We start from the raw sequence: 22,503 nt of genomic DNA, 5'->3' as shown, positions 1-22,503 counted from the left end.
CCGGCCGATCCCGACGCGCTACACGCGGCCCCTCTCGGGCGGGCGCCCGCCCTGCGGGCGTGGCGGAACTGGCAGACGCGCCGGATTTAGGTTCCGGTGACGCAAGTCGTGGGGGTTCAAATCCCTCCGCCCGCACCATCGTTGTGGCCGGCCGTCGCGCCGGAGGATCGGGATCGGATTGCCATGCAGGTGACGGAAAAGAGCTCGGAGGGTCTGAAGCGCGCCTTCGCGGTGGTGCTGCCCGCCGCCGATATCGCGGCGCGGCGGCAGGCGAGGCTTGCCGAGATCGGCAAGGATCTGCGCCTGCCCGGCTTCCGTCCCGGCAAGGTGCCGCCGAAGATCGTCGCCCAGCGCTACGGCCAAGCCGTGATGGGCGAGGTGCTGGAGCGTTCGCTCGACGACGCGGCGCGCCGCATCGTCACCGATCGCGGGCTCAAGCCGGCGGTGCAGCCGAAGGTCGAGATCGTCAACTGGTCGGACGGTGCCGATCTCGAGTTCAACCTCGATGTCGAGCTCCTGCCCGAGATCACGATCCCCGACCTCGCCGCGATCGAGGTCGAGAAGCTGACCGCCACGCCCTCCGAGGAGGAGATCGCGAAGCGGCTCGAGGAGATCGCCAAGCGGCACCGCAACAGCGAGCCGGTCGAGGAGACGCGCCCGGCGGTCGCCGGCGATCTGCTGGTGGTGGACTTCACGGGCCGGATCGACGGCCGCGCGTTCCGCGGCGGCTCGGCCACCGACATGGAGATCGAGGTGGGCGGCGCGGGTTTCGTGCCGGGCTTCACCGGGGGCTTGGTCGGGCTCGCGCCGGGCGAAACGCGCGAGGTCACGGTCAGCTTCCCCGAGGCCTATCCGGCCGAGGATCTCGCCGGCAAGACCGCCGTGTTCGAGGTCACCGCCAAGGCGCTGCGCCGGGCCCTGCCGCCCTCGATCGACGATGCGCTCGCGACCAAGCACGGCTTCGCCGACCTGAACGCCATGCGCGAGGCGATCAAGGGCGCGATCCAGCGCGAGTACGACCAGCTCTCGCGGCTGCGGCTCAAGCGCGCCCTGCTCGACAAGCTCGCCGAACAGGCGCGCTTCCCCACGCCCGAGGCGATGGTGGAGGCGGAGTTCGGCGCGATCTGGCAGCGGATCGAGCAGGACATGAAGGCCGGCCAGCTCGACGAGGCCGACCGCGGCAAGGACGAGGCGACGCTGAAGGCCGAGTACCGCGGCATCGCCGAGCGGCGGGTGAGGCTCGGCCTGCTGCTCTCCGAGATCGGCCGCGCCAACAACCTGACCGTGTCGCAGGAGGAGCTGAAGCGCGCGATCATCGCCGAGGCGCAGCGCTATCCGGGCCAGGAGCGCAAGGTGCTGGAGTATTACCAGCAGAACCCGCAGGCGATCGAACGCTTCCGGGCGCCGCTCTTCGAGGAGAAGGTGATCGACTACGTGCTCGCGCTGGCCAAGGTCAGCGAGAAGGCGGTCGGGCCCGAGGATCTGATGCGCGACCCCGAGGCGGCCGAGGCCTGACCGCGCCGGCGGGGAGGGTGCTGGCACGCCGGCCCGCGCGGCCTATATTCCTGCGAGACGCCGGGCCGGGACTCGGCCGGTGGACACCCCTGGGCAAGAGGTTTGACGGCGACGATGCGCGAGCGCGATCCGCTTGAGGTCTATGGCAACACGCTGGTGCCGATGGTGGTCGAGCAGACCGCGCGCGGCGAGCGGGCCTACGACATCTATTCGCGGCTTCTGAAGGAGCGGATCATCTTCCTCACCGGGCCGGTGTTCGACCAGGTGGCAAGCCTGCTCTGCGCTCAGTTGCTGTTCCTGGAGAGCGAGAACCCGAACAAGGACATCGCCTTCTATATCAACTCACCGGGCGGGGTGGTGACGGCGGGGCTCGCGATCTACGACACGATGCAGTACATCCGCAGCCCCGTCAGCACGGTCTGCATCGGCCAGGCCGCCTCGATGGGCTCGCTGCTGCTGGCCTCGGGTGCGCCCGGCAAGCGCTACGCCCTGCCGAACAGCCGGATCATGGTGCACCAGCCCTCGGGCGGCGCGCAGGGCCAGGCGACCGACATCGAGATCCAGGCGCGCGAGATCCTCGCCGTGCGGGCGCGGCTGAACCAGATCTACGTCAAGCACACCGGCCAGGACCTCGAGACGGTCGAGCGGACCCTGGAGCGCGACCGCTTCATGTCCGGCGAGGAGGCGAAGGCCTTCGGCATCGTCGACCAGGTGGTCGAGAACCGACCGGCCCCCGAGGCCGACCGCAAGTAGCAGGCTCCGGCCCGTGGGCGGCGAGGCGGCGGGGCGACGGGCGGCCCCGCGGCCGGCTGCTTGTGCCCATGGGGGGCGGGGACTAACATCGCCGGGCGGAGGGACGCCCCAGAGTCGGGAGCGAGCATGAGCAAGTCGGGCGACTCGAAGAATACCTTGTACTGCTCGTTCTGCGGCAAGTCGCAGCACGAGGTCCGGAAGTTGATCGCCGGCCCGACCGTGTTCATCTGCGATGAATGCGTCGAGCTCTGCATGGACATCATTCGCGAGGAGCACAAGACGCACCTCGTGAAGACGCGCGATGGCATCCCGACGCCGCGCGAGATCTGCAAGGTGCTCGACGATTACGTCATCGGCCAGGATCACGCCAAGCGCGTGTTGAGCGTCGCCGTGCACAACCATTACAAGAGATTGGCGCACGGCCAGAAGAACAACGACGTCGAGATCGCCAAGTCGAACATCCTGCTGATCGGGCCGACCGGGTCGGGCAAGACCCTGCTGGCGCAGACCCTCGCGCGCATCCTCGACGTGCCGTTCACCATGGCGGACGCGACCACGCTGACCGAGGCTGGCTACGTGGGCGAGGATGTCGAGAACATCATCCTGAAGCTGCTCCAGTCCGCCGACTACAATGTCGAGCGGGCGCAGCGCGGCATCGTCTACATCGACGAGGTCGACAAGATCAGCCGCAAGTCGGACAACCCCTCGATCACGCGCGACGTCTCGGGCGAGGGCGTGCAGCAGGCGCTGCTGAAGATCATGGAGGGCACGATCGCCTCCGTGCCGCCGCAGGGCGGGCGCAAGCATCCGCAGCAGGAGTTCCTCCAGGTCGACACCTCGAACATCCTGTTCATCTGCGGCGGCGCCTTCTCGGGGCTGGAGCGGATCATCGCCGCGCGCGGCCGCGGCACGGCGATCGGGTTCGGCGCCGATGTGCGCAGCCCCGAGGACCGGCGCACCGGCGCGGTGCTGCGCGAGGTCGAGCCCGAGGACCTGCTCAAGTTCGGCCTGATCCCCGAGTTCATCGGCCGCCTGCCGGTGGTCGCCACGCTGGAGGATCTCGACGAGCAGGCGCTGGTCGACATCCTGACCAAGCCGAAGAACGCCCTGGTCAAGCAGTACGGCCGGCTGTTCGAGATGGAGGGGGTGAAGCTCACCTTCACCGAGGATGCGCTCCGCGCCGTCGCCACGCGCGCGATCGCGCGCAAGACGGGCGCGCGGGGGCTCCGCTCGATCATGGAGAGCATCCTGCTCTCGACCATGTTCGACCTGCCCGGGCTGGACGGCGTCGAGGAGACCGTGATCAACCGCGAGGTGGCCGAGGGCCGGGCCAACCCGCTGTTCATCTACGCGGAACGGCGCGGCGAGAGCACGACCGCGTGACCTGACCGGCCACCTGCGCCGCGTGCGCGGCGGCCATCCGTGTCAAGGGGGGGTGTTCGGGGCTCCCACGACCCATATTGCTCCCGATCAAGGCCGGGGCCCGGCCGGCGAGGCGGAATGCGCGCCGGGCGGGCTGCCACAGGAGAAAGCCGAAGACCATGACAGACACACCGCGCATCCCAGCCCCGTCCGGGGGCCCCGTCGCGGCCGAGACGCTGCCCGTCCTGCCGCTGCGCGACATCGTCGTCTTCCCGCACATGATCGTTCCGCTGTTCGTCGGGCGCGACAAGTCGGTGCGCGCGCTCGAGGCGGTGATGAAGGACGACAAGCAGATCCTGCTCGTCACCCAGAAGAACGCCGCGCAGGACGACCCGGGTGTGGACGACATCTACCACGTCGGCACCGTCTCGACGGTGCTGCAGCTGCTGAAGCTGCCGGACGGCACCGTGAAGGTGCTGGTCGAGGGCGGCAAGCGCGCGCGCATCGCCGCGTTCAAGGAGACCGAGACCTTCTTCGAGGCCTTCGTCGAGACGCTCGACGAACAGGCGGCCGAGCCGCGCGAGCTGGAGGCGCTGGCGCGCACCGTGGTGGGCCAGTTCGAGCAGTACATCAAGCTGAACAAGAAGATCCCCCCCGAGGTGCTGGTCTCGATCAACCAGATCGAGGATCCGGCCAAGCTCGCCGACACCGTCGCCTCGCACCTGTCGCTGAAGATCGCCGAGAAGCAGGAACTGCTGGAGACCCCCTCGGTCGCCGAGCGGCTCGAGCGCGTGTTCGCGCACATGGAGAGCGAGATCGGCGTGCTGCAGGTCGAGAAGCGCATCCGCAACCGCGTGAAGCGCCAGATGGAGAAGACCCAGCGCGAGTACTATCTGAACGAGCAGCTGAAGGCGATCCAGAAGGAGCTCGGCGAGGGAGAGGAGGGCCGCGACGAGGCGGCCGAACTCGAGGAGAAGATCAAGAAGACGCGCCTCTCGAAGGAGGCGCGCGAGAAGGCGATGGCGGAGCTGAAGAAGCTCCGCACCATGAGCCCGATGAGCGCCGAGGCGACGGTGGTGCGCAACTACCTCGACTGGATGCTCTCCATCCCCTGGAAGAAGAAGACCAAGGTCAAGACCGACCTCGCCGCGGCCGAGAAGATCCTCAACGACGACCATTACGGCCTGGAGAAGGTCAAGGAGCGCATCCTCGAATACCTCGCCGTGCAGGCGCGGAGCCCGAAGATCCGCGGACCCATCCTCTGCCTGGTCGGCCCGCCCGGCGTGGGCAAGACCTCGCTCGGCAAGTCGATCGCCAAGGCGACGGGGCGGAACTTCGTGCGCATGTCGCTCGGCGGCGTGCGTGACGAGGCCGAGATCCGCGGCCACCGGCGCACCTATATCGGCTCGATGCCGGGCAAGGTGATCCAGGGCATGAAGAAGGCGAAGTCCTCGAATCCCCTGTTCCTGCTGGACGAGATCGACAAGCTCGGCGCCGACTGGCGCGGCGATCCCTCCTCGGCGCTGCTCGAGGTGCTCGACCCCGAGCAGAACAGCACCTTCCAGGACCACTATCTGGAGGTCGATTACGACCTGTCCGACGTGATGTTCGTCACGACCGCGAACTCGCTGCGCATGCCCCAGCCGCTGCTCGACCGGATGGAGATCATCCGCATCCCCGGCTACACCGAGGACGAAAAGGTCGAGATCGCCAAGCGCCACCTGATTCCGAAGGTGTCGGAGGCGAACGGGCTCAAGCCGGACGAGTGGACGATCTCCGACGAGGCGCTGCGCGACCTGATCCGCTACTACACGCGCGAGGCCGGCGTGCGGAACCTGGAGCGTGAGCTTGCGGGACTCGCGCGCAAGGCCGTGCGCGAGATCGTGCAGAAGAAGGCGGGCAAGGTCGCGTTCACGCGCAAGAACCTCGAGAAGTTCGCCGGCGTGCGCAAGTACCGCTACGGCGAGGCCGAGCTCGAGGACATGGTCGGCGTCGTCACCGGTCTCGCCTGGACGGAGGTCGGCGGCGAGCTGCTGTCGATCGAGGCGGTGCTGATGCCCGGCAAGGGCAACGTCAAGCACACCGGCAAGCTCGGCGACGTGATGCAGGAGAGCGTGCAGGCGGCGATGAGCTATGTGCGCTCGCGTGCGCTGTCGTTCGGCATCAAGCCGCCGCTGTTCGAGAAGCGCGACATCCACGTGCACGTGCCCGAGGGCGCGACTCCGAAGGACGGGCCCTCGGCAGGCGTGGCGATGGCGACGGCGATCGTCTCGGCACTGACCGGCATCCCCGTGCGGCGCGACATCGCCATGACCGGCGAGATCACGTTGCGCGGCCGTGTGCTGCCGATCGGGGGGCTGAAGGAGAAGCTGCTCGCCGCGCTGCGCGGCGGTCTCACCACCGTGCTGATCCCGAAGGAGAACGAGAAGGACCTCGCGGAGATCCCGGACAACGTGAAGAAGGGACTGAAGATCGTCCCGGTCGCGTCCGTCGACGAGGTGATGCGCGAGGCGCTGGTGCGGCTGCCCCAGCCGATCGACTGGGAGGAGCCGGCCGAGCCCACCTCGTCCAAGCAGGACGCGGTGGCGGAGGCGCGGCTCGCGCATTGAGGCCCGCCGAGTCGGCTGATCCTTGCGGGGGGCGGCGCAGCGATGCGCCGCCCCTTGCGCGTCGGGCTCAGGCCGAGTCGGACCGCGCGATGCCCGGCAAACCGGGCATTTGCGGCTCCGAGTGGCAGAAAAATGGCGGTTTTCCGGGCTTTTCTGCCGTCGGTTGCATTGACGGGCTGGAATTCGGCTGCCTAGAGTGCGTTACGGTGCAGGAGTCCCATCCGGTCCGGCACCCGTCCGTTTCCGTCCCCCATCACGTGCAAGAGGGCAGCTCCCGTGAACAAGAACGATCTCGTGGCGCATGTCGCCGACAAGACCGACCTCTCCAAGGCCAAGGCCGCCGAGGTGCTCGACACGATCTTCGCCGCCATCGAGGGCGCGCTGAAGAAGAAGCAGGAGGTGCGCCTCGTCGGCTTCGGCACGTTCTCGACCAGCAAGCGCAAGGCCGGCAAGGGCCGCAATCCGCGCACGGGCGAGGAGATCAAGATCCCGGCCTCGGTCAGCGTGCGCTTCAAGGCGGGCAAGGGGCTCAAGGACGCCGTGAACTGATCCTGTGGCCTCCGGTTCGGTGAGCGCGGCCCGCCGCCTCACCGGACCCGTCTGGAATGCGTGAGAGAGGCGCCCACAGGGGCGCCTTTCTTGTTTCTGCACGTTTCCCACGCCGGTCTGCCCGCGTTCGGTCCGGATGGCCGTGACGCCCGCTCATCCGCCGTATCGGCGGCCCCTTTGAGTGTTGCCAGCACCTTGCCCCGGTGCGCCGCTGTCGATCCGCCCCGATCCCGTCGGCGATCCGGGCCCGGCCTCCGGTTGCCTGACGCGACTCGCCCGGCCTAGAAGGGATACCGGGCGGTTAGCTCAGCGGCAGAGCGCCTGCCTTACACGCAGGATGTCGGCGGTTCGATCCCGTCACCGCCCACCATCGCCCGCCACCTGCGCGGCGCTTGACTTCGCGCCCGGCCACCCCTAATCCCGGCCGCGTTGCGCGGGTGTAGCTCAGTCGGTTAGAGCGCCGGCCTGTCACGCCGGAGGTCGCGGGTTCGAGCCCCGTCACTCGCGCCATCTCGGCGGCGCTGCCGCCGCCACGGTCCGCTTTCCCCCTTCCGCTCTCTGGAAAGCCGCGCCGGGCGCGGCTAATGTCGCACCGCAGCGAAACCCGGCGGGTGCGGAGCACGCCCGCCGCTGAGGACGGGCAGATGGACGCGTACCTGGCGGAGTATTTCCCGATCCTGGTGTTCATCGGGATTGCCGGCGCGATCGGCATCGCCATGGTCGGGGCCTCGCTGATCCTCGCCCGCCAGAACCCCGACCCGGTGAAGCTCTCCGCCTATGAATGCGGCTTCGATGCGTTCGACGATGCGCGGCGCAAGTTCGACGTGCGTTTCTACCTGGTGGCGATCCTCTTCATCATCTTTGACCTTGAGGTTGCATTCCTGTTCCCTTGGGCGATCGCGCTCGCCGAGATCGGTTGGTTCGGCTTCGCCTCGATGATGGCGTTCCTCGGCGTGCTGACGATCGGCTTCATCTACGAGTGGAAGAAGGGTGCGCTGGAGTGGGAGTGAGACGCGCACGGGAGGTCTCGCGATGAACACCGCGATCGCCTGGAACAAGGAGGCGCTTCAGCCGGGTCCCGCACAGGACGCGGTGCTGAAGCAGGTCACCGACCAGATGGCCGAGAAGGGCTTCGTGGTCGCGCAGCTCGACAAGCTGGTGAACTGGGCGCGCACCGGCAGCCTCTGGCCCATGACCTTCGGGCTCGCCTGCTGCGCGGTCGAGATGATCCACGCCTATATGAGCCGTTACGATCTCGATCGTTTCGGCATCATCCCGCGCGCGAGCCCGCGCCAGTCGGATGTGATGATCGTCGCCGGCACGCTGACCAACAAGATGGCGCCCGCGCTGCGCAAGGTCTACGACCAGATGCCCGAGCCGCGCTGGGTGATCAGCATGGGCAGCTGCGCCAATGGCGGCGGCTACTACCACTACAGCTACAGCGTGGTGCGCGGCTGCGACCGCGTGGTGCCGGTGGATGTCTATGTGCCGGGCTGCCCGCCGACGGCGGAGGCGCTGGTCTACGGCATCATGCAGTTGCAGAAGAAGATCCGCCGCACCGGCACTGTGCTGCGACGCTGAAGGAACAGCCACCGTGTCCGATTCGCTCGCGGCCCTGGGGGGCCAGATCGAAGCCGCCTGTCCCGACGCCGTGATCGGCACCGCGGTCGCGCATGGCGAGCTGCGCGTGGATGCCCGCCGCGAGTCGCTGCTCGCGCTGATGCGCACGCTGCGCGACGATCCGCGCTTCGCCTTCGTGCAGCTGATGGATCTCTGCGGCGTCGACTGGCCCGCGCGACCGGAGCGGTTCGATGTCGTCTACAACCTGCTCGCCCCGGTGCCGAACCGGCGGCTGCGCGTGGTGGTCGCGACCGACGAGGGGATGCCGGTGCCCTCGGTGGTGGAGGTGTGGCCCGCTGCCGGCTGGTTCGAGCGCGAGGCGTGGGACCTTTACGGCATCCTGTTCGAGGGCAATCCCGATCTGCGCCGCATCCTCACCGATTACGGCTTCGAAGGGCATCCGTTGCGCAAGGACTTCCCGCTCACCGGCCATGTCGAGCTGCGCTACGACGAGGAACAGAAGCGCGTCGTCTATGAGCCGGTGAAGCTGACGCAGGAGTTCCGCAACTTCGACTTCCTCTCCCCCTGGGAGGGCATGACGACGCTGCCTGGCGACGAGAAGGTGCACCGTGGCTGAGCCGTCCCCGGGTGTGGAGATCCGCACCCACACGATGAATTTCGGCCCCCAGCACCCGGCCGCGCACGGCGTGCTGCGGCTGGTGCTGGAGATGGACGGCGAGGTGGTGGAGCGTGCCGACCCGCATATCGGGCTGCTCCATCGCGGCACCGAGAAGCTGATCGAGTACAAGACCTACATGCAGGCGGTGCCGTATTTCGACCGCCTCGATTACGTCGCGCCGATGTGCCAGGAGCACGCCTTCGCGCTCGCGACCGAGAAGCTGCTCGGCATCGAGGTGCCGAAGCGCGGCCAGTATGTGCGGGTGCTGTTCGCCGAGATCAGCCGCATCCTCAACCACCTGCTGAACCTGACCACCTACGCGATCGATGTCGGCGCGATCACGCCCGCGCTCTGGGGCTTCGAGGAACGCGAGAAGCTGATGGAGTTCCACGAGGCGGCCTCCGGCGCGCGGCTGCACGCGAATTACTTCCGCCCCGGCGGCGTGGCGAAGGATCTGCCGGCCGGCCTGACCGACCGCATCGCCGAATGGGCCGCGACCTTCCCGAAGTTCATCGACGATCTCGAGACGCTGCTGACGGAGAACCGCATCTGGAAGCAGCGCACGGTCGATATCGGCGTCATGCCGCTCGACGAGGCGCTGGCCTGGGGCTGGTCGGGGCCGTGTCTGCGCGCGTCGGGTGCGGCATGGGACCTGCGCAAGGCGCAGCCCTACGACGCCTACGCGGAGATGGATTTCGACATCCCGGTCGGGCGCAACGGCGACTGCTACGACCGCTACCTCGTGCGTGTCGCCGAGATGCGCGAGAGCCTGAAGATCATCGACCAGTGCCTGAGGCGGATGCCGGACGGGCCGGTGAAGGTGCAGGACAACAAGATCGCGCCTCCCTCGCGCGGCGAGATGAAGCGCTCGATGGAGGCGCTGATCCACCACTTCAAGCTCTACACCGAGGGCTATCACGTGCCCGCGGGCGAGACCTACTCGGTGGTGGAGGCGCCGAAGGGCGAGTTCGGCGTCTATCTGGTCGCGGACGGCACGAACAAGCCGTATCGCTGCAAGATCCGCGCCCCCGGCTTCGCGCATCTGCAGTCGATGGACCGGCTGTCGAAGGGGCACATGCTGGCCGACGCGGTGGCGATCATCGGCTCGCTTGACGTCGTGTTCGGGGAGATCGACCGGTGACGTTCGTCGGATCGCGGAGCACCGCAGCGAAGCGAGGAGCATAGCGTGAATCCGACCAACAACGGATCGGCTCGATGGTCTCCCGCCCGGTCGTTCCCCGGCGGGCCCGAAACCTTCGCCTTCACGCCGGCCTACCGCGCGCAGGCGGAGAAGCACATCAAGAAGTATCCGCCGGGCCGTCAGGCGAGCGCGGTGAAGGCGCTGCTCGATCTCGCCATGCGCCAGATGGAGGACGAGACCGGCGCGCGCTGGCTGCCGCGCGCGGCGATGGATCATGTCGCCGAGATCCTGGAGATGCCCAGGATCCGCGTCTACGAGGTCGCGTCGTTCTACACGATGTTCAAGACGCGGCCCGTGGGCCGGCATCACCTCCAGGTCTGCACCACCACACCATGCTGGCTGCGCGGCTCCGATGCCGTGCTCGCCGCCTGCCGCAAGGCCGCGGGCAACGTGCCGGATGGCGAGGTCTCGCCGGATGGCGAGTTCTCGGTCGAGGAGGTGGAGTGCCTCGGCGCCTGCGTGAACGCGCCGGTGCTGTGGGTGGGCGACTACTTCTATGAGGATCTCGACGGTCCGGCGACCGAGGCGATCCTGGAAGCCTTGAGGCGCGGCGAGCATCCGAAGCCCGGTTCGGCGAAGGGCCGCATGGGCTCGGCGCCGGAGGGCGGACCGACCACGCTGACCGAACCCCCGACGCCGCCCGAGAAGGCACCGGCGGAGTGAGCGCGATGCTTTCGGACAAGGACCGCATCTTCACCAATCTCTACGGCCAGCATGATTGGCGGCTGGCCGGCGCGCGCGCGCGCGGCGACTGGGACGGCACCAAGGAACTGATCGCCAAGGGGCGCGACTGGATCGTCGAGGCGGTGAAGGATTCCGGGCTGCGCGGCCGCGGCGGTGCGGGCTTCCCGACCGGGCTCAAGTGGTCGTTCATGCCCAAGCAGCCGGGCGAGCGGCCGCACTATCTCGTCGTCAACGCCGACGAGTCCGAACCCGGCACTTGCAAGGACCGCGACATCATGCGGTTCGATCCGCACAAGCTGGTGGAGGGCTGCCTGCTCGCCGGCGTCGGCATGGGCGCGCATGTCGGCTACATCTACATCCGCGGCGAGTTCTATGCCGAGTACAAGAACCTCCAGCACGCGATCGACGAGGCGTATGAGGCCGGGCTGATCGGCAAGAACGCATGCGGGTCGGGGTTCGACTTCGACCTCTATCTGACGCGCGGCGCCGGCGCTTACATCTGCGGCGAGGAGACCGCGCTGCTCGAGAGCCTCGAGGGCAAGAAGGGCATGCCGCGGCTGAAGCCGCCATTCCCCGCCGCCGTCGGCCTCTACGGCTGCCCGACCACGGTCAACAACGTCGAGTCGATCGCGGTGGTGCCGACGATCCTTCGCCGTGGCGCGACCTGGTTCGCCGGCATCGGCCGGCCGAAGAACACCGGCACCAAGGTGTTCTGCATCTCCGGCCACGTGAACACGCCGTGCAATGTCGAGGAGGCACTCGGCATTCCGCTGAAGGAGCTGATCGAGCGCTACGCCGGCGGTGTGCGTGGCGGCTGGGACAACCTGCTCGCGGTGATCCCCGGCGGCTCCTCGGTGCCGCTCCTGCCGCGCGAAATCTGCGACACGGTGCTGATGGATTTCGACTCGCTCCGCGACGTGAAGTCCGGCCTCGGCACGGCCGCGGTGATCGTGATGGACAAATCGACCGACGTGATCGCGGCGATCGCGCGCCTGTCGAGGTTCTACAAGGTCGAGTCCTGCGGCCAGTGCACGCCCTGCCGCGAAGGCACGGGCTGGATGTGGCGCGTGATGGAGCGGATGGTGCAGGGCCGCGCCGAGATCGAGGAGATCGACGTGCTGGAGCAGGTGACGCGCCAGGTCGAGGGCCACACGATCTGCGCGCTCGGCGACGCGGCGGCCTGGCCGATCCAGGGCCTGATCCGGCATTTCCGCCCGCTGATGGAGGAGCGCATCCGCGCCCACAAGGCCGGGCGCGCGCGGCCGATGCCGATGGCGGCGGAGTAGAGCGATGCCCAAGCTGATCGTCGACGGCATCGAGGTCGAGGTTCCGCCCGGCGCCACCGTGCTCCAGGCCTGCGAGGTTGCCGGCAAGGAGATCCCGCGTTTCTGCTACCATGAGCGGCTGTCGATCGCCGGCAACTGCCGCATGTGCCTCGTCGAGTTGGAGAAGGCGCCGAAGCCGATCGCCTCCTGCGCCTATCCGGCCGCCGACAACATGGTGATCCGCACCGACACGCCGGGCGTGAAGGCCGCGCGACGCGGCGTGATGGAGTTCCTGCTGATCAACCACCCGCTCGACTGCCCGATCTGCGACCAGGGCGGCGAGTGCGACCTGCAGGACCAGGCGATGGCCTACGGCTTCGACCGCAGCCGCTACGCCGAGAACAAGCGCGCCGTGCCCGACAAGAACCTCGGCCCGCTGATCAAGACCATCATGACGCGCTGCATCCACTGCACGCGCTGCATCCGCTTCGCGACCGAGGTCGCCGGCGTGCCCGAACTCGGCGCGACCGGGCGCGGGGAGGGGATGGAGGTCGGCACCTATGTGGAGCAGGCGCTGTCGAGCGAGCTCTCCGGCAACATGATCGATCTCTGCCCGGTCGGCGCGCTGACCTCGAAGCCCTATGCCTTCGTCGCGCGGCCGTGGGAGCTGAAGAAGACCGACAGCATCGACGTCACCGACGCGCTCGGGTCGTGGATCCGCGTGGACAGCCGCGGCCCGCAGGTATTGCGCGTGCTGCCGCGGCTCAACGACGACATCAACGAGGAATGGATCAGCGACAAGGCGCGCTTCGCGGTCGATGGACTGTCGCGCCGGCGCATCGACCGGCCGTGGGTGCGACGCGACGGCAAGCTCGGCCCCGCGACCTGGGGCGAGGCCTTCGCCGCGATCGCCGCGCGGGCGAACGGACTCGCCGGCGAGCGGATCGCCGCGATCGCTGGCGACCAGGCCGACCTCGAGGCGATGGCTGCGGTGAAGGATCTGCTGGCCTCGCTCGGCAGCGCCAATCTCGATTGCCGGCAGGACGGTGCGCGCCTCGATGCCTCGCGCCGCGACTTCTACCTGTTCAACTCCACGATCGCCGGGATCGATCGCGCGGGTGCCGCGCTGCTGATCGGCACCAACCCGCGCTGGGAAGCGGCCGTGCTGAACGCGCGGCTGCGGCGGCGTTGGCTCGCGGGGAAGTTCGAGATCGGGCTGATCGGCGAGGCGCGCGACCTGACCTACCGCTACCGGCATCTCGGCACCGGACCATCCGCGCTGAGTGCACTGCTCGGCGGGCATGACTTCGCCGAGACGCTGCGCAAGTCCGAGCGGCCGATGATCGTCGTGGGTCAGGGCGCGCTCGCGCGGCCGGACGGCGCGGCCGTGCTCGCGGCCGCCTGGACGCTTGCGCGCAATGTCGGCGCGCTGACGCCGGAGTGGCACGGCTTCAACGTGCTGCATACGGCGGCGGCACGCGCGGGCGGGCTCGACCTCGGCTTCCTGCCGGGCCCGGAGGGACGCGACATCCCCGGCATCCTTGACGGCGCCCGCTCGGGGGAAGTCGAGGTCGTGCTGTCGCTCGGCGCCGACGAACTCGATCCGGCCGATCTCGGGCGCGCGTTCGTCGTGCACATCGGCACGCATGGCGGGCCGATGGCCGCGCGCGCGGACGTTCTGCTTCCCGGGGCCGCCTACACCGAGAAGGATGCGACCTACGTCAACACCGAAGGCCGCGTGCAACGGACCGAACGGGCGGTGTTCCCGCCGGGCGATGGGCGCGAGGAGTGGGCGATCATCCGGGCACTCTCGGACGCGCTCGGCCGCACGCTGCCCTACGACACGATCGATGACCTGCGCGCGCGGCTGAGAAGGGAGGCGCGGCTCGGTCAGCCGATCGGTGGCGGCTGCCCCGATCTCGCCGGACCCTCCGGCGATCCCGGGGCGATGAGCGAGACGGCCTTCGCCTCGCCGATCCGGGACTTCTGGCGCACCGACCCGATCAGCCGCGCCTCGGAGACCATGGCCGAGTGCAGCGCGCTGTTCGCCGGCCCCCGGGCGATGGCGGCGGAGTGACGACGATGACCGAGTTCCTCGCCACGCCGATCGGGCACTTCATCTTCGTCGTCGCCGCGATCCTCGCGATCATGATCCCGGTGCTGATCGGCGTCGCCTATCTCACCTACGCGGAGCGCAAGGTGCTGGCGGCGATGCAGCTCCGGAAGGGGCCGAACGTTGTGGGTCCGTTCGGCCTGTTCCAGCCCTTCGCGGACGCGATCAAGTTGATGATGAAGGAGACGGTGATCCCGACCGGATCGAACCGTCTGCTGTTCCTGATGGCGCCGATGCTCACCTTCGGGCTCGCGTTGATCGCCTGGGCGGTGATCCCCTTCGGTCCCGGACTCGTGCTCGCCGACATCAATGTCGGCATCCTCTATCTCTTCGCGATCTCCAGCCTGGGCGTCTATGGCATCATCATCGCGGGCTGGGCGTCGAACTCGAAATACGCCTTCCTCGGCGCGCTGCGTTCGGCCGCGCAGATGGTGTCCTACGAGGTCTCGATCGGCTTCGTCATCATCACCGTGCTGCTCTGCGTCGGCAGCCTGAACCTTTCGCGCATCGTCGAGGCGCAGCAGGATCTTTGGTTCTTCGTCCCGCTGTTCCCGATGTTCATCGTGTTCTTCATCTCGGCGCTGGCCGAGACGAACCGTGCGCCCTTCGACCTGCCGGAGGGCGAGAGCGAGATCGTCGCCGGGTTCTTCGTCGAATACTCCTCGATGTCGTTCGCGCTCTTCTTCCTCGGCGAGTACGCGAACATGATCCTGATGAGCGCGATGACGACCATCCTGTTCCTCGGCGGCTGGCTCCCGCCCTTCGACATCGCGCCCTTCACCTGGATTCCGGGTCCGATCTGGTTCGCGCTGAAGATCTGCCTCTGCCTGTTCGTCTTCCTCTGGGTACGCGCGACCTTCCCGCGCTACCGCTACGACCAGCTGATGCGGCTCGGCTGGAAGGTGTTCCTGCCGCTCAGCCTGCTCTGGGTGGCGCTCACCTCGGGCGCGCTGATGCTGTTCGGCTGGCTGCCGACGCCGGCCTGAGGGAGCGCTTCAGTGACGAGGACGGGTTGCGACGCGCGGCATGGGGGTCTAGGAACCGGCCCGCGCCGCGCTTTGGGAACGGAGGCGTGACATGAGCTTCATGGACCGCACCGCACGATCGCTCCTGCTCGCCGAGCTTGTCTCGGGGATGGCGCTGACGCTGCGCTACTTCTTCAAGCCCAAGGTCACGATCAACTACCCCTATGAGAAGGGGCCGCTCAGCCCGCGCTTCAAGGGCGAGCATGCGCTGCGCCGGTACCCGAACGGCGAGGAACGCTGCATCGCCTGCAAGCTCTGCGAGGCGATCTGCCCGGCCCAGGCGATCACGATCGAGGCTGAGCCGCGCGAGGATGGATCGCGCCGGACCACCCGCTACGACATCGACATGACGAAGTGCATCTATTGCGGCCTCTGCGAGGAGGCGTGCCCGGTGGATGCGATCGTCGAGGGGCCGAACTTCGAGTTCTCGGCCGAGACGCGCGAGGAGCTGATGTACAACAAGGAGAAGCTGCTCGCGAACGGCGACCGCTGGGAAGCCGAGATCGCCGCGCGCCTCCGCGCCGACGCACCGTACCGGTGAGCCGGCCGTGATCGCCACACTCGCCTTCTATCTGTTCGCCGCGATCCTGCTCGCGTCGGCCACCATGGTCGTGGTCGCGCGCAACCCGGTGCACGCGGTGCTGTTCCTGATCCTCGGCTTCTTCAACGCGGCCGCGCTGTTCCTGCTGGCCGGAGCCGAGTTCCTGGCGCTGATCCTGGTGATCGTCTATGTCGGCGCGGTCGCGGTGCTCTTCCTGTTCGTCGTCATGATGCTGGACGTCAACTTTGCCGAACTCCGCGAGGGCTTTGTCCGCTATCTGCCGATCGGCGGCATCATCGGCGGCATTCTCCTTGTCGAACTGCTGCTGGTCGGCGCGGCATGGACGGTCTCGCCCCAGGCGCCACTGCTCATCGCAGAGCCGGTCCCTGGCGCGGTGACGAACACCCAGGCGATCGGGCGTGTGCTCTACACGGACTACGTCTACCTGTTCCAGGCCGCGGGCGTGGTGCTGCTGGTGGCGATGATCGGCGCAATCGTGCTGACGCTGCGCGAGCGGCCAGGGGTGCGGCGCCAGAACGTGGGCGCGCAGCTCGCGCGCGCCCGCGACGAGACGCTGGCGGTGATGAAGGTGGCCCCCGGCGCCGGGTTGACCGTGGTGCCGAAGCCCGAGCCGAAACGCGAGCCCGAGCCCGCCGACCATGGCGGCCACGGACACGGCAACCATCACGGGGGAGGGCACTGAGGTGGTCGTCGGACTCGAGCACTACCTCGCGGTCGCCGCGATCCTGTTCACCCTCGGGATCTTCGGCATCTTCCTTAACCGAAAGAACGTGATCGTCATCCTGATGTCAGTCGAGCTGATGCTGCTCGCGGTGAACATCAACCTCGTTGCCTTCTCGGCAGCCCTCGGCGACCTGACCGGGCAGATCTTCACCATGCTGGTGCTGACGGTCGCGGCCGCGGAAGCGGCGATCGGACTCGCGATCGTGGTCGTCTATTTCCGCAACCGCGGCTCGATCGCGGTCGAGGACATCCGGGTCATGAAGGGCTGAGCGGACGATGATCGAGGTCGGCTCCGTCTTCTTTCCGCTGCTCGGCGCGCTGATCGCCGGGTTCCTCGGCCGCGCGATTGGCGACCGTGGCGCGCAGATCGCGACGGTCGGCTGCATGGTGCTCGCCTCGATCTGCGGCGTGTGGCTGTTCTTCGATGTCGCCTTCAGCGGCAACGCGCGCACCGTCGAGCTCGGCACCTGGATCGCCTCCGGCACGCTGGAGGCATCCTGGGCACTGCGATTCGATACGCTCTCTGCGGTGATGGTCGGGATGGTGACGGTGATCTCCACCCTCATCCATCTCTACAGCGTCGGCTACATGAGTCATGACAGCTCGATCCCGCGCTTCATGGCCTATCTGTCGCTGTTCACCTTCGCCATGCTGATGCTGGTCACGGCCGACAACCTGGTGCAGCTGTTCTTCGGCTGGGAGGGGGTCGGGCTCTGCTCCTACCTGCTGATCGGCTTCTGGTACGACCGTGAGAGCGCCAACGCCGCCGCGATCAAGGCGTTCCTGGTCAACCGCGTCGGCGATATCGGCTTCGCGCTCGGCATCGCCGGCGTCTACATGTTGACCGACAGCGTGGCGTTCGACGCTATCTTCGCTGCCCTGCCGCGCCTGACCGGCGAGACGATCCGCTTCGCCGGCATGACGCTGAATGCGATCGAGCTCTGCGGCGTGCTGCTGTTCATCGGCGCGATGGGCAAGTCCGCGCAGCTGTTCCTGCACACCTGGCTGCCGGACGCGATGGAGGGGCCCACCCCGGTCTCGGCGCTGATCCATGCCGCGACGATGGTGACAGCCGGCGTGTTCCTGGTCGCGCGGATGAGCCCGCTGTTCGAGCTCGCCCCCTTCGCGCTCGGCATGGTGACGGTGATCGGCGCCTCGACCGCGCTGTTCGCGGCGACCATCGGCTGCGTGCAGAACGACATCAAGCGGATCATCGCCTATTCGACCTGCTCGCAGCTCGGCTACATGTTCTTTGCCGCCGGCGTCTCGGCCTATCCAGCGGCGATCTTCCACCTCTTCACCCACGCCTTCTTCAAGGCGCTGCTGTTCCTCGGCGCGGGCAGCGTGATCCACGCCATGAGCGACGAGCAGGATATCCGCAAGATGGGCGGGATCTGGCGCAAGGTGCCGATCACCTATGCGGTGATGTGGATCGGCTCGCTCGCGCTCGCGGGCGTGCCGTTCTTCGCCGGCTACTACTCGAAGGACATGGTGCTGGAGACGGCCTGGGCCGCTGGCACTGGCGTCGGCCGCTACGCCTTCATCTGCGGCATCCTCGCGGCCTTCCTGACCGCGTTCTATTCCTGGCGCCTGATCATCCTGACGTTCCACGGCGAGCCGCGCGCGGACGCGCACACCATGGCGCATGTCCATGAGAGCCCGCCCGTGATGACCGTGCCGCTGATCCTTCTCGCGGTCGGCGCGGTCCTTGCCGGCGCGGTCTTCTACGAACCCTTCGTCGGCCATCACTTCCAGGATTTCTGGCGTGCCGCGATCCGGATCGCGCCGGAGAACCAGGCGATGGAGGCGGCACACGACGTCGCGCTGTGGGTGAAGCTGCTGCCCGTGCTCATGGGCGCGTCCGGCATCGCGCTCGCCTACCTGTTCTACATGGTGTTCCCAACGGTGCCGGCGCAGCTCGCCGAGCGGTTCCGTGGCGTCTACCTGTTCCTGCTCAACAAGTGGTACTTCGACGAGATCTACGATCGGCTGTTCGTCCGCCCGGCGATGCGGCTCGGCCAGATGCTGTGGAAGGGCGGTGATGGCGCCGTGATCGACCGCTTCGGCCCCGACGGACTCGCGGCCGCCACGCAGCGTGCGACCCGCGCGATCGTCCGTGTGCAGACCGGGCTCGTCTACCACTACGCCTTCGCGATGCTGATCGGCATCGTCGTGCTGGTGACGCTGTTCGCGACGGGACGGCTCTGAGATGAACACGCTCGGCTTCCCGCTGCTTTCGCTGATCACCTTCCTTCCGCTCGCCGGCGCGCTGATCATCGCCTCCGTGCGCGGCGACGAGGAGACGGTCGCGCGCAACGCCCGCTGGACCGCGCTCTGGACCTCCGGGATCGTGCTGCTGCTGTCCTTGATCCTGTGGTTCCGCTTCGACCGCACCACGGCCGAGTTCCAGTTCGTCGAGCAGGCGGCGTGGCTCGGCGAATGGGGCATCGGCTACCACATGGGCGTGGACGGGCTCTCGGTGCTGTTCGTGCTGCTCTCCACCGTGCTGACGCCGATCTGCGTGGTCGCGTCGTGGGAGTCGGTCACGTCGCGCGTGCGCGAGTACATGATCGCCTTCCTGGTGCTCGAGACCATGATGGTCGGCATGTTCTGCGCGCTCGACTTCGTGGTGTTCTACATCTTCTTCGAGGGCGTGCTGATCCCGATGTTCCTGATCATCGGGGTGTGGGGCGGGCCGCGGCGTGTCTATGCGGCGTTCAAGTTCTTCCTCTACACGCTGCTCGGCTCGGTGCTGATGCTGCTGGCGCTGATCTGGCTCTATCTCGACGCCGGCACCACCGACATCCCGACCCTGATCGCCCATCGCGTCGCACCGGCCGCGCAGTTCTGGCTGTTCATCGCCTTCTTCGCCTCCTTCGCGGTGAAGGTGCCGATGTGGCCGCTGCACACCTGGCTGCCCGATGCGCATGTCGAGGCGCCGACCGCGGGCAGCGTGATCCTCGCCGGTGTGCTCTTGAAGATGGGCGGCTACGGCTTCCTGCGCTTCTCGCTGCCGATGCTGCCCGACGCCTCGGAGCAGCTCGCCCCCTTCATCTTCGCGCTGTCGATCGTGGCGATCATCTACACCTCGCTCGTGGCGCTCGCCCAGACCGATGTGAAGAAGCTGATCGCGTACTCCTCGGTGGCCCACATGGGCATCGTCACGCTCGGGCTGTTCACGCTGAACACCCAGGGCATCGAGGGCGCGATCTTCCAGATGCTGAGCCACGGCGTCGTCTCGGGCGCGCTGTTCCTCGTGGTCGGCGTGATCTACGACCGGATGCATACGCGCGAGATCGCGGCCTATGGAGGGCTCGTGCACCGCATGCCGCGCTACGCGCTGCTGTTCATGCTGTTCACCATGGCGTCGGTCGGGCTTCCGGGAACCTCGGGCTTCGTCGGCGAGTTCCTCGCGATCGTCGGCGCCTGGCAGGTGAACCGGATGCTGGCGCTGCTCGCGGCCACGGGCATGGTGCTGGGCGCCGCCTACATGCTGTGGCTCTACCGGCGCGTGATCTTCGGCCAGTTGACCAAGCCGGAGCTGAAGGGGCTGTTCGATCTTTCGCCGCGCGAGGCGGCGGTGTTCGCCCCGCTGGCGCTGCTGACCCTCTGGATGGGGATCTACCCCTCCTCGTTCAGCGGGTTCTACGGGGCATCGGTCGCCAACCTGATCGCGCAGCATCAGGCGGCGGTCCAGGCCACACGCCAGCTTGCGGGGCTGTGACAGCGATGGAGAGCATCCTGAACTGGCATGCCGTCATCCCAGAGCTGGTGCTCGCCTGCCTCGGCATGGCGGCGCTCATGCTCGGCGTCTTCATGCGCCGTGGCGCCACCCTCGCCGTGTCGATGGCGGCGCTGGCCTCGCTGCTGCTGACCGCGGTGCTCGTGCTGTCGATGGACGCGCCCGTGATCGCCTTCGACGGCCTGTTCGTGCTCGATGAGTTCGCGGTGTTCACCAAGGTGCTGGTGCTGCTCGCGGCCGCGCTCGGCCTCGTGCTCTCGCTCGACTGGAACGAGAAGGAACGGATCGACCGCTTCGAGTACCCCGTCCTGGTCCTGCTCGCGACCGTCGGCATGATGATGATGGTTTCGGCGAACGACCTGATGAGCCTCTATGTCGGGCTCGAACTGTCCTCGCTCTCGCTCTACGTGCTCGCCGCGATCCACCGCGACGATCTGCGCGCGACCGAGGCGGGGCTGAAGTACTTCGTGCTGGGAGCGCTCGCCTCGGGGATGCTGCTCTACGGCAGCTCACTCGTGTATGGGTTCTCGGGCTCGACGCGCTTCGCCGGCATCGCCACCGCGATCGAGGCTGGGCCGCCCTCGCTCGGACTGATCACCGGGCTCTGTTTCGTCGCCGCCGGGCTCGCCTTCAAGGTCTCCGCCGTGCCGTTCCACATGTGGACGCCGGATGTCTACGAGGGCGCACCAACGCCGGTGACGGCGTTCTTCTCGATCGCGCCGAAGCTCGCCGCGGTCGGACTGTTCCTGCGCGTCATGACCGGCCCGTTCGGCGATGTGGCGGGACAGTGGACGCAGATCATCGTCCTGATCTCGATCGCTTCGATGCTGCTCGGCGCCTTCGCCGCGATCGGCCAGAGCAACATCAAGCGGCTGATGGCGTATTCCTCGATCGGCCATGTCGGCTACGCGCTGATCGGACTCGCCGCCGGCACCGAGGAGGGGATCCGCGGCGTGCTGGTCTACATGGCGATCTACATCGTCATGAACGCGGGCACCTTCGGCTGCATCGTCGCCATGCGCCGCAAGGGCCAGGCCTGCGAGCGCATCGAGGATCTCGCCGGGCTTGGGGCCACGGCGCCGGGGCTCGCGGTCGCATTCTCGGTGTTCATGTTCTCGATGGCCGGCATCCCGCCGCTCGCCGGGTTCTTCGGCAAGTTCTACGTGTTCATGGCGGCCGTGCAGGCGGGGCTCTGGCCGCTCGCGGTGATCGGCGTGCTCTCGTCGGTGGTGTCGGCCTTCTATTACCTGCGCATCGTCAAGGTGATGTACTTCGACGCTGCGCAGCCCGAATTCGATCCGCGTCCCGCCTCGGTCGGGGTGGTGGTCGCCGGGTCGATGATCTTCACGGCGCTGTTCGCCCTTGCGCCCGCGCCGCTCGTCGCCGCCGCCGGCACGGCGGCGCGGTCCCTGATCGGGGGATGAGCCAGACGCACGGCCGGATCGAACGCCACGCGAGTCTGCCCTCCACCAGCGACCGCGCGATCGCGCTGGCCGAGGCGGGGGAGGGGCCGTGGTGCGCGGTGCTGGCGGAGGCGCAGACGGCAGGCCGCGGGCGGCATGGGCGGCGCTGGCAGTCCCCGCCGGGCAACCTCTATCTCTCCGTCCTGCTCGATGCGCAGGCGGTTGCCGCACCCGGCGGGCTCGGCCTGCTCGCCGGTGTCGCGATCGCCGAAGCGCTCGCCACGCTGCTGCCGGACGGCATCGGCCTGCATCTGAAATGGCCGAACGATCTGGTCGTCGCGGGGCGCAAGCTGGGCGGCGTGCTGGTCGAGGCCGGCACACGCGCTGACGGCACGAAATGGGCGGTCGCCGGGATCGGCGTCAATCTCGTCACGCATCCCGACGACGCCGATCGGCCCGCCACCTCGTTTGCCGCTCTCGGTCTGCGACCGCCGGCGCCGGACACGCTCGCCGAGGCGATCCTGGAGCGGCTGATCGCCTGGAGCGGGCGCGCGCGCGTGGACGGATTCGGCGCGATCGTCGCGGCCTGGCAACGCCGCGCCCAGCCCCACGGCACCGCGATCACGGTGCGCTTGCCTGCCGGACCGGTCAGCGGCCGCTATGCCGGGCTCGACACCGACGGGGCCTTGCTCGTGTCGCTCGAGGATGGTCGGACGCGCCGGATCATCGCCGGCGACGTCTTCGCGGGAGGCTGATCG

Annotated in this window: 20 protein-coding genes and 3 tRNA genes; all 23 read left to right on the top strand. The window is 68.0% G+C overall.

The genetic code is table 11. The features are described from left to right. Nucleotides 1-53 precede the first annotated feature (53 nt). Nucleotides 54-138 (top strand) — tRNA-Leu (locus F563_RS0109085). A 45-nt stretch (nt 139-183) separates the two neighbouring features. Beyond that, nucleotides 184-1,515, top strand: a complete 1,332-nt coding sequence (gene tig, locus F563_RS0109080; RefSeq protein WP_026299451.1) for a trigger factor — start codon at nt 184-186, stop codon at nt 1,513-1,515. 114 nt (nt 1,516-1,629) lie between these two features. After that, entirely contained in the window at nt 1,630-2,268 is a 639-nt protein-coding gene (clpP, locus tag F563_RS0109075) for an ATP-dependent Clp endopeptidase proteolytic subunit ClpP (protein ID WP_019014351.1), read from the top strand. Nucleotides 2,269-2,394: 126 nt separating this feature from the next. Beyond that, nucleotides 2,395-3,651 (top strand): ATP-dependent Clp protease ATP-binding subunit ClpX, encoded by a 1,257-nt coding sequence (gene clpX / locus F563_RS0109070; protein ID WP_019014350.1) that lies wholly within the window; start codon nt 2,395-2,397, stop codon nt 3,649-3,651. 158 nt (nt 3,652-3,809) lie between these two features. Then, nucleotides 3,810-6,239: an endopeptidase La gene (gene lon, locus F563_RS0109065; protein WP_019014349.1), complete on the top strand. Its 2,430-nt coding sequence runs from the start codon at nt 3,810-3,812 to the stop codon at nt 6,237-6,239. Nucleotides 6,240-6,515: 276 nt separating this feature from the next. Further along, complete coding sequence (locus tag F563_RS0109060) at nt 6,516-6,788, top strand: HU family DNA-binding protein (protein ID WP_019014348.1); 273 nt, start codon at nt 6,516-6,518, stop codon at nt 6,786-6,788. A 295-nt stretch (nt 6,789-7,083) separates the two neighbouring features. Continuing rightward, a tRNA-Val gene (locus tag F563_RS0109055) sits at nt 7,084-7,158 on the top strand. Between the two features lie 63 nt (nt 7,159-7,221). Beyond that, a tRNA-Asp gene (locus tag F563_RS0109050) sits at nt 7,222-7,298 on the top strand. Nucleotides 7,299-7,432: 134 nt separating this feature from the next. Further along, nucleotides 7,433-7,798, top strand: a complete 366-nt coding sequence (locus F563_RS0109045) for an NADH-quinone oxidoreductase subunit A (RefSeq protein WP_019014347.1) — start codon at nt 7,433-7,435, stop codon at nt 7,796-7,798. Nucleotides 7,799-7,820: 22 nt separating this feature from the next. Continuing rightward, on the top strand, nt 7,821-8,369 hold the full coding sequence (locus F563_RS0109040) for a NuoB/complex I 20 kDa subunit family protein (RefSeq protein ID WP_019014346.1): 549 nt from the start codon (nt 7,821-7,823) through the stop codon (nt 8,367-8,369). A gap of 13 nt (nt 8,370-8,382) precedes the next feature. Continuing rightward, on the top strand, nt 8,383-8,985 hold the full coding sequence (locus F563_RS0109035) for an NADH-quinone oxidoreductase subunit C (protein ID WP_019014345.1): 603 nt from the start codon (nt 8,383-8,385) through the stop codon (nt 8,983-8,985). Between the two features lie 34 nt (nt 8,986-9,019). Further along, nucleotides 9,020-10,168, top strand: coding sequence for an NADH-quinone oxidoreductase subunit D (locus F563_RS0109030; protein WP_084596478.1), 1,149 nt, complete (start codon nt 9,020-9,022; stop codon nt 10,166-10,168). 45 nt (nt 10,169-10,213) lie between these two features. Further along, nucleotides 10,214-10,891 (top strand): complex I 24 kDa subunit family protein, encoded by a 678-nt coding sequence (locus tag F563_RS0109025; protein ID WP_019014343.1) that lies wholly within the window; start codon nt 10,214-10,216, stop codon nt 10,889-10,891. Nucleotides 10,892-10,896: 5 nt separating this feature from the next. Beyond that, nucleotides 10,897-12,198, top strand: coding sequence for an NADH-quinone oxidoreductase subunit NuoF (gene nuoF, locus F563_RS0109020; RefSeq protein ID WP_019014342.1), 1,302 nt, complete (start codon nt 10,897-10,899; stop codon nt 12,196-12,198). A gap of 4 nt (nt 12,199-12,202) precedes the next feature. After that, entirely contained in the window at nt 12,203-14,254 is a 2,052-nt protein-coding gene (gene nuoG, locus F563_RS0109015) for an NADH-quinone oxidoreductase subunit NuoG (RefSeq protein ID WP_019014341.1), read from the top strand. A gap of 5 nt (nt 14,255-14,259) precedes the next feature. Further along, the gene (nuoH, locus tag F563_RS0109010; RefSeq protein WP_051089364.1) at nt 14,260-15,276 is read left to right on the top strand and encodes an NADH-quinone oxidoreductase subunit NuoH; all 1,017 of its coding nucleotides are present in this window, start codon (nt 14,260-14,262) and stop codon (nt 15,274-15,276) included. Between the two features lie 91 nt (nt 15,277-15,367). Continuing rightward, nucleotides 15,368-15,856 (top strand): NADH-quinone oxidoreductase subunit NuoI, encoded by a 489-nt coding sequence (nuoI, locus tag F563_RS0109005; RefSeq protein WP_019014339.1) that lies wholly within the window; start codon nt 15,368-15,370, stop codon nt 15,854-15,856. A gap of 7 nt (nt 15,857-15,863) precedes the next feature. After that, complete coding sequence (locus tag F563_RS0109000) at nt 15,864-16,559, top strand: NADH-quinone oxidoreductase subunit J (protein ID WP_019014338.1); 696 nt, start codon at nt 15,864-15,866, stop codon at nt 16,557-16,559. After that, entirely contained in the window at nt 16,516-16,869 is a 354-nt protein-coding gene (gene nuoK / locus F563_RS0108995; RefSeq protein WP_211211409.1) for an NADH-quinone oxidoreductase subunit NuoK, read from the top strand. Before F563_RS0109000 ends, nuoK begins: the two co-directional genes overlap by 44 nt. 7 nt (nt 16,870-16,876) lie before the next feature. Continuing rightward, nucleotides 16,877-18,808, top strand: coding sequence for an NADH-quinone oxidoreductase subunit L (gene nuoL / locus F563_RS0108990; protein WP_019014336.1), 1,932 nt, complete (start codon nt 16,877-16,879; stop codon nt 18,806-18,808). A gap of 1 nt (nt 18,809) precedes the next feature. Then, nucleotides 18,810-20,324 carry an NADH-quinone oxidoreductase subunit M gene (locus F563_RS0108985; protein WP_019014335.1) on the top strand — a complete coding sequence of 505 codons (1,515 nt, stop codon included), beginning with the start codon at nt 18,810-18,812 and terminating at the stop codon, nt 20,322-20,324. A 5-nt stretch (nt 20,325-20,329) separates the two neighbouring features. Further along, nucleotides 20,330-21,766 (top strand): NADH-quinone oxidoreductase subunit NuoN, encoded by a 1,437-nt coding sequence (gene nuoN / locus F563_RS0108980; RefSeq protein WP_019014334.1) that lies wholly within the window; start codon nt 20,330-20,332, stop codon nt 21,764-21,766. Next, nucleotides 21,763-22,500, top strand: a complete 738-nt coding sequence (locus tag F563_RS0108975) for a biotin--[acetyl-CoA-carboxylase] ligase (RefSeq protein ID WP_019014333.1) — start codon at nt 21,763-21,765, stop codon at nt 22,498-22,500. Before nuoN ends, F563_RS0108975 begins: the two co-directional genes overlap by 4 nt. Nucleotides 22,501-22,503 lie beyond the last annotated feature (3 nt).

It is taken from the genome of Elioraea tepidiphila DSM 17972 (genome assembly GCF_000378465.1).
Taxonomy (GTDB): domain Bacteria; phylum Pseudomonadota; class Alphaproteobacteria; order Acetobacterales; family Acetobacteraceae; genus Elioraea; species Elioraea tepidiphila.
This window is presented reverse-complemented; position numbering and strand designations above follow the sequence as displayed.

What these genes read in the sequence shown, in the direction of transcription:
- F563_RS0109040 (WP_019014346.1), top strand. Translation starts at nt 7,821, where the DNA reads ATGAACACCGCGATCGCCTGGAACAAGGAGGCGCTTCAGCCGGGTCCC.
- lon (WP_019014349.1), top strand. Translation starts at nt 3,810, where the DNA reads ATGACAGACACACCGCGCATCCCAGCCCCGTCCGGGGGCCCCGTCGCG.
- clpP (WP_019014351.1), top strand. Translation starts at nt 1,630, where the DNA reads ATGCGCGAGCGCGATCCGCTTGAGGTCTATGGCAACACGCTGGTGCCG.
- nuoG (WP_019014341.1), top strand. Translation starts at nt 12,203, where the DNA reads ATGCCCAAGCTGATCGTCGACGGCATCGAGGTCGAGGTTCCGCCCGGC.
- tig (WP_026299451.1), top strand. Translation starts at nt 184, where the DNA reads ATGCAGGTGACGGAAAAGAGCTCGGAGGGTCTGAAGCGCGCCTTCGCG.
- nuoN (WP_019014334.1), top strand. Translation starts at nt 20,330, where the DNA reads ATGGAGAGCATCCTGAACTGGCATGCCGTCATCCCAGAGCTGGTGCTC.
- nuoL (WP_019014336.1), top strand. Translation starts at nt 16,877, where the DNA reads ATGATCGAGGTCGGCTCCGTCTTCTTTCCGCTGCTCGGCGCGCTGATC.
- nuoH (WP_051089364.1), top strand. Translation starts at nt 14,260, where the DNA reads ATGACCGAGTTCCTCGCCACGCCGATCGGGCACTTCATCTTCGTCGTC.
- F563_RS0108975 (WP_019014333.1), top strand. Translation starts at nt 21,763, where the DNA reads ATGAGCCAGACGCACGGCCGGATCGAACGCCACGCGAGTCTGCCCTCC.
- F563_RS0109045 (WP_019014347.1), top strand. Translation starts at nt 7,433, where the DNA reads ATGGACGCGTACCTGGCGGAGTATTTCCCGATCCTGGTGTTCATCGGG.
- F563_RS0108985 (WP_019014335.1), top strand. Translation starts at nt 18,810, where the DNA reads ATGAACACGCTCGGCTTCCCGCTGCTTTCGCTGATCACCTTCCTTCCG.
- F563_RS0109030 (WP_084596478.1), top strand. Translation starts at nt 9,020, where the DNA reads ATGAATTTCGGCCCCCAGCACCCGGCCGCGCACGGCGTGCTGCGGCTG.
- nuoK (WP_211211409.1), top strand. Translation starts at nt 16,516, where the DNA reads ATGGCGGCCACGGACACGGCAACCATCACGGGGGAGGGCACTGAGGTG.
- nuoF (WP_019014342.1), top strand. Translation starts at nt 10,897, where the DNA reads ATGCTTTCGGACAAGGACCGCATCTTCACCAATCTCTACGGCCAGCAT.
- nuoI (WP_019014339.1), top strand. Translation starts at nt 15,368, where the DNA reads ATGAGCTTCATGGACCGCACCGCACGATCGCTCCTGCTCGCCGAGCTT.
- clpX (WP_019014350.1), top strand. Translation starts at nt 2,395, where the DNA reads ATGAGCAAGTCGGGCGACTCGAAGAATACCTTGTACTGCTCGTTCTGC.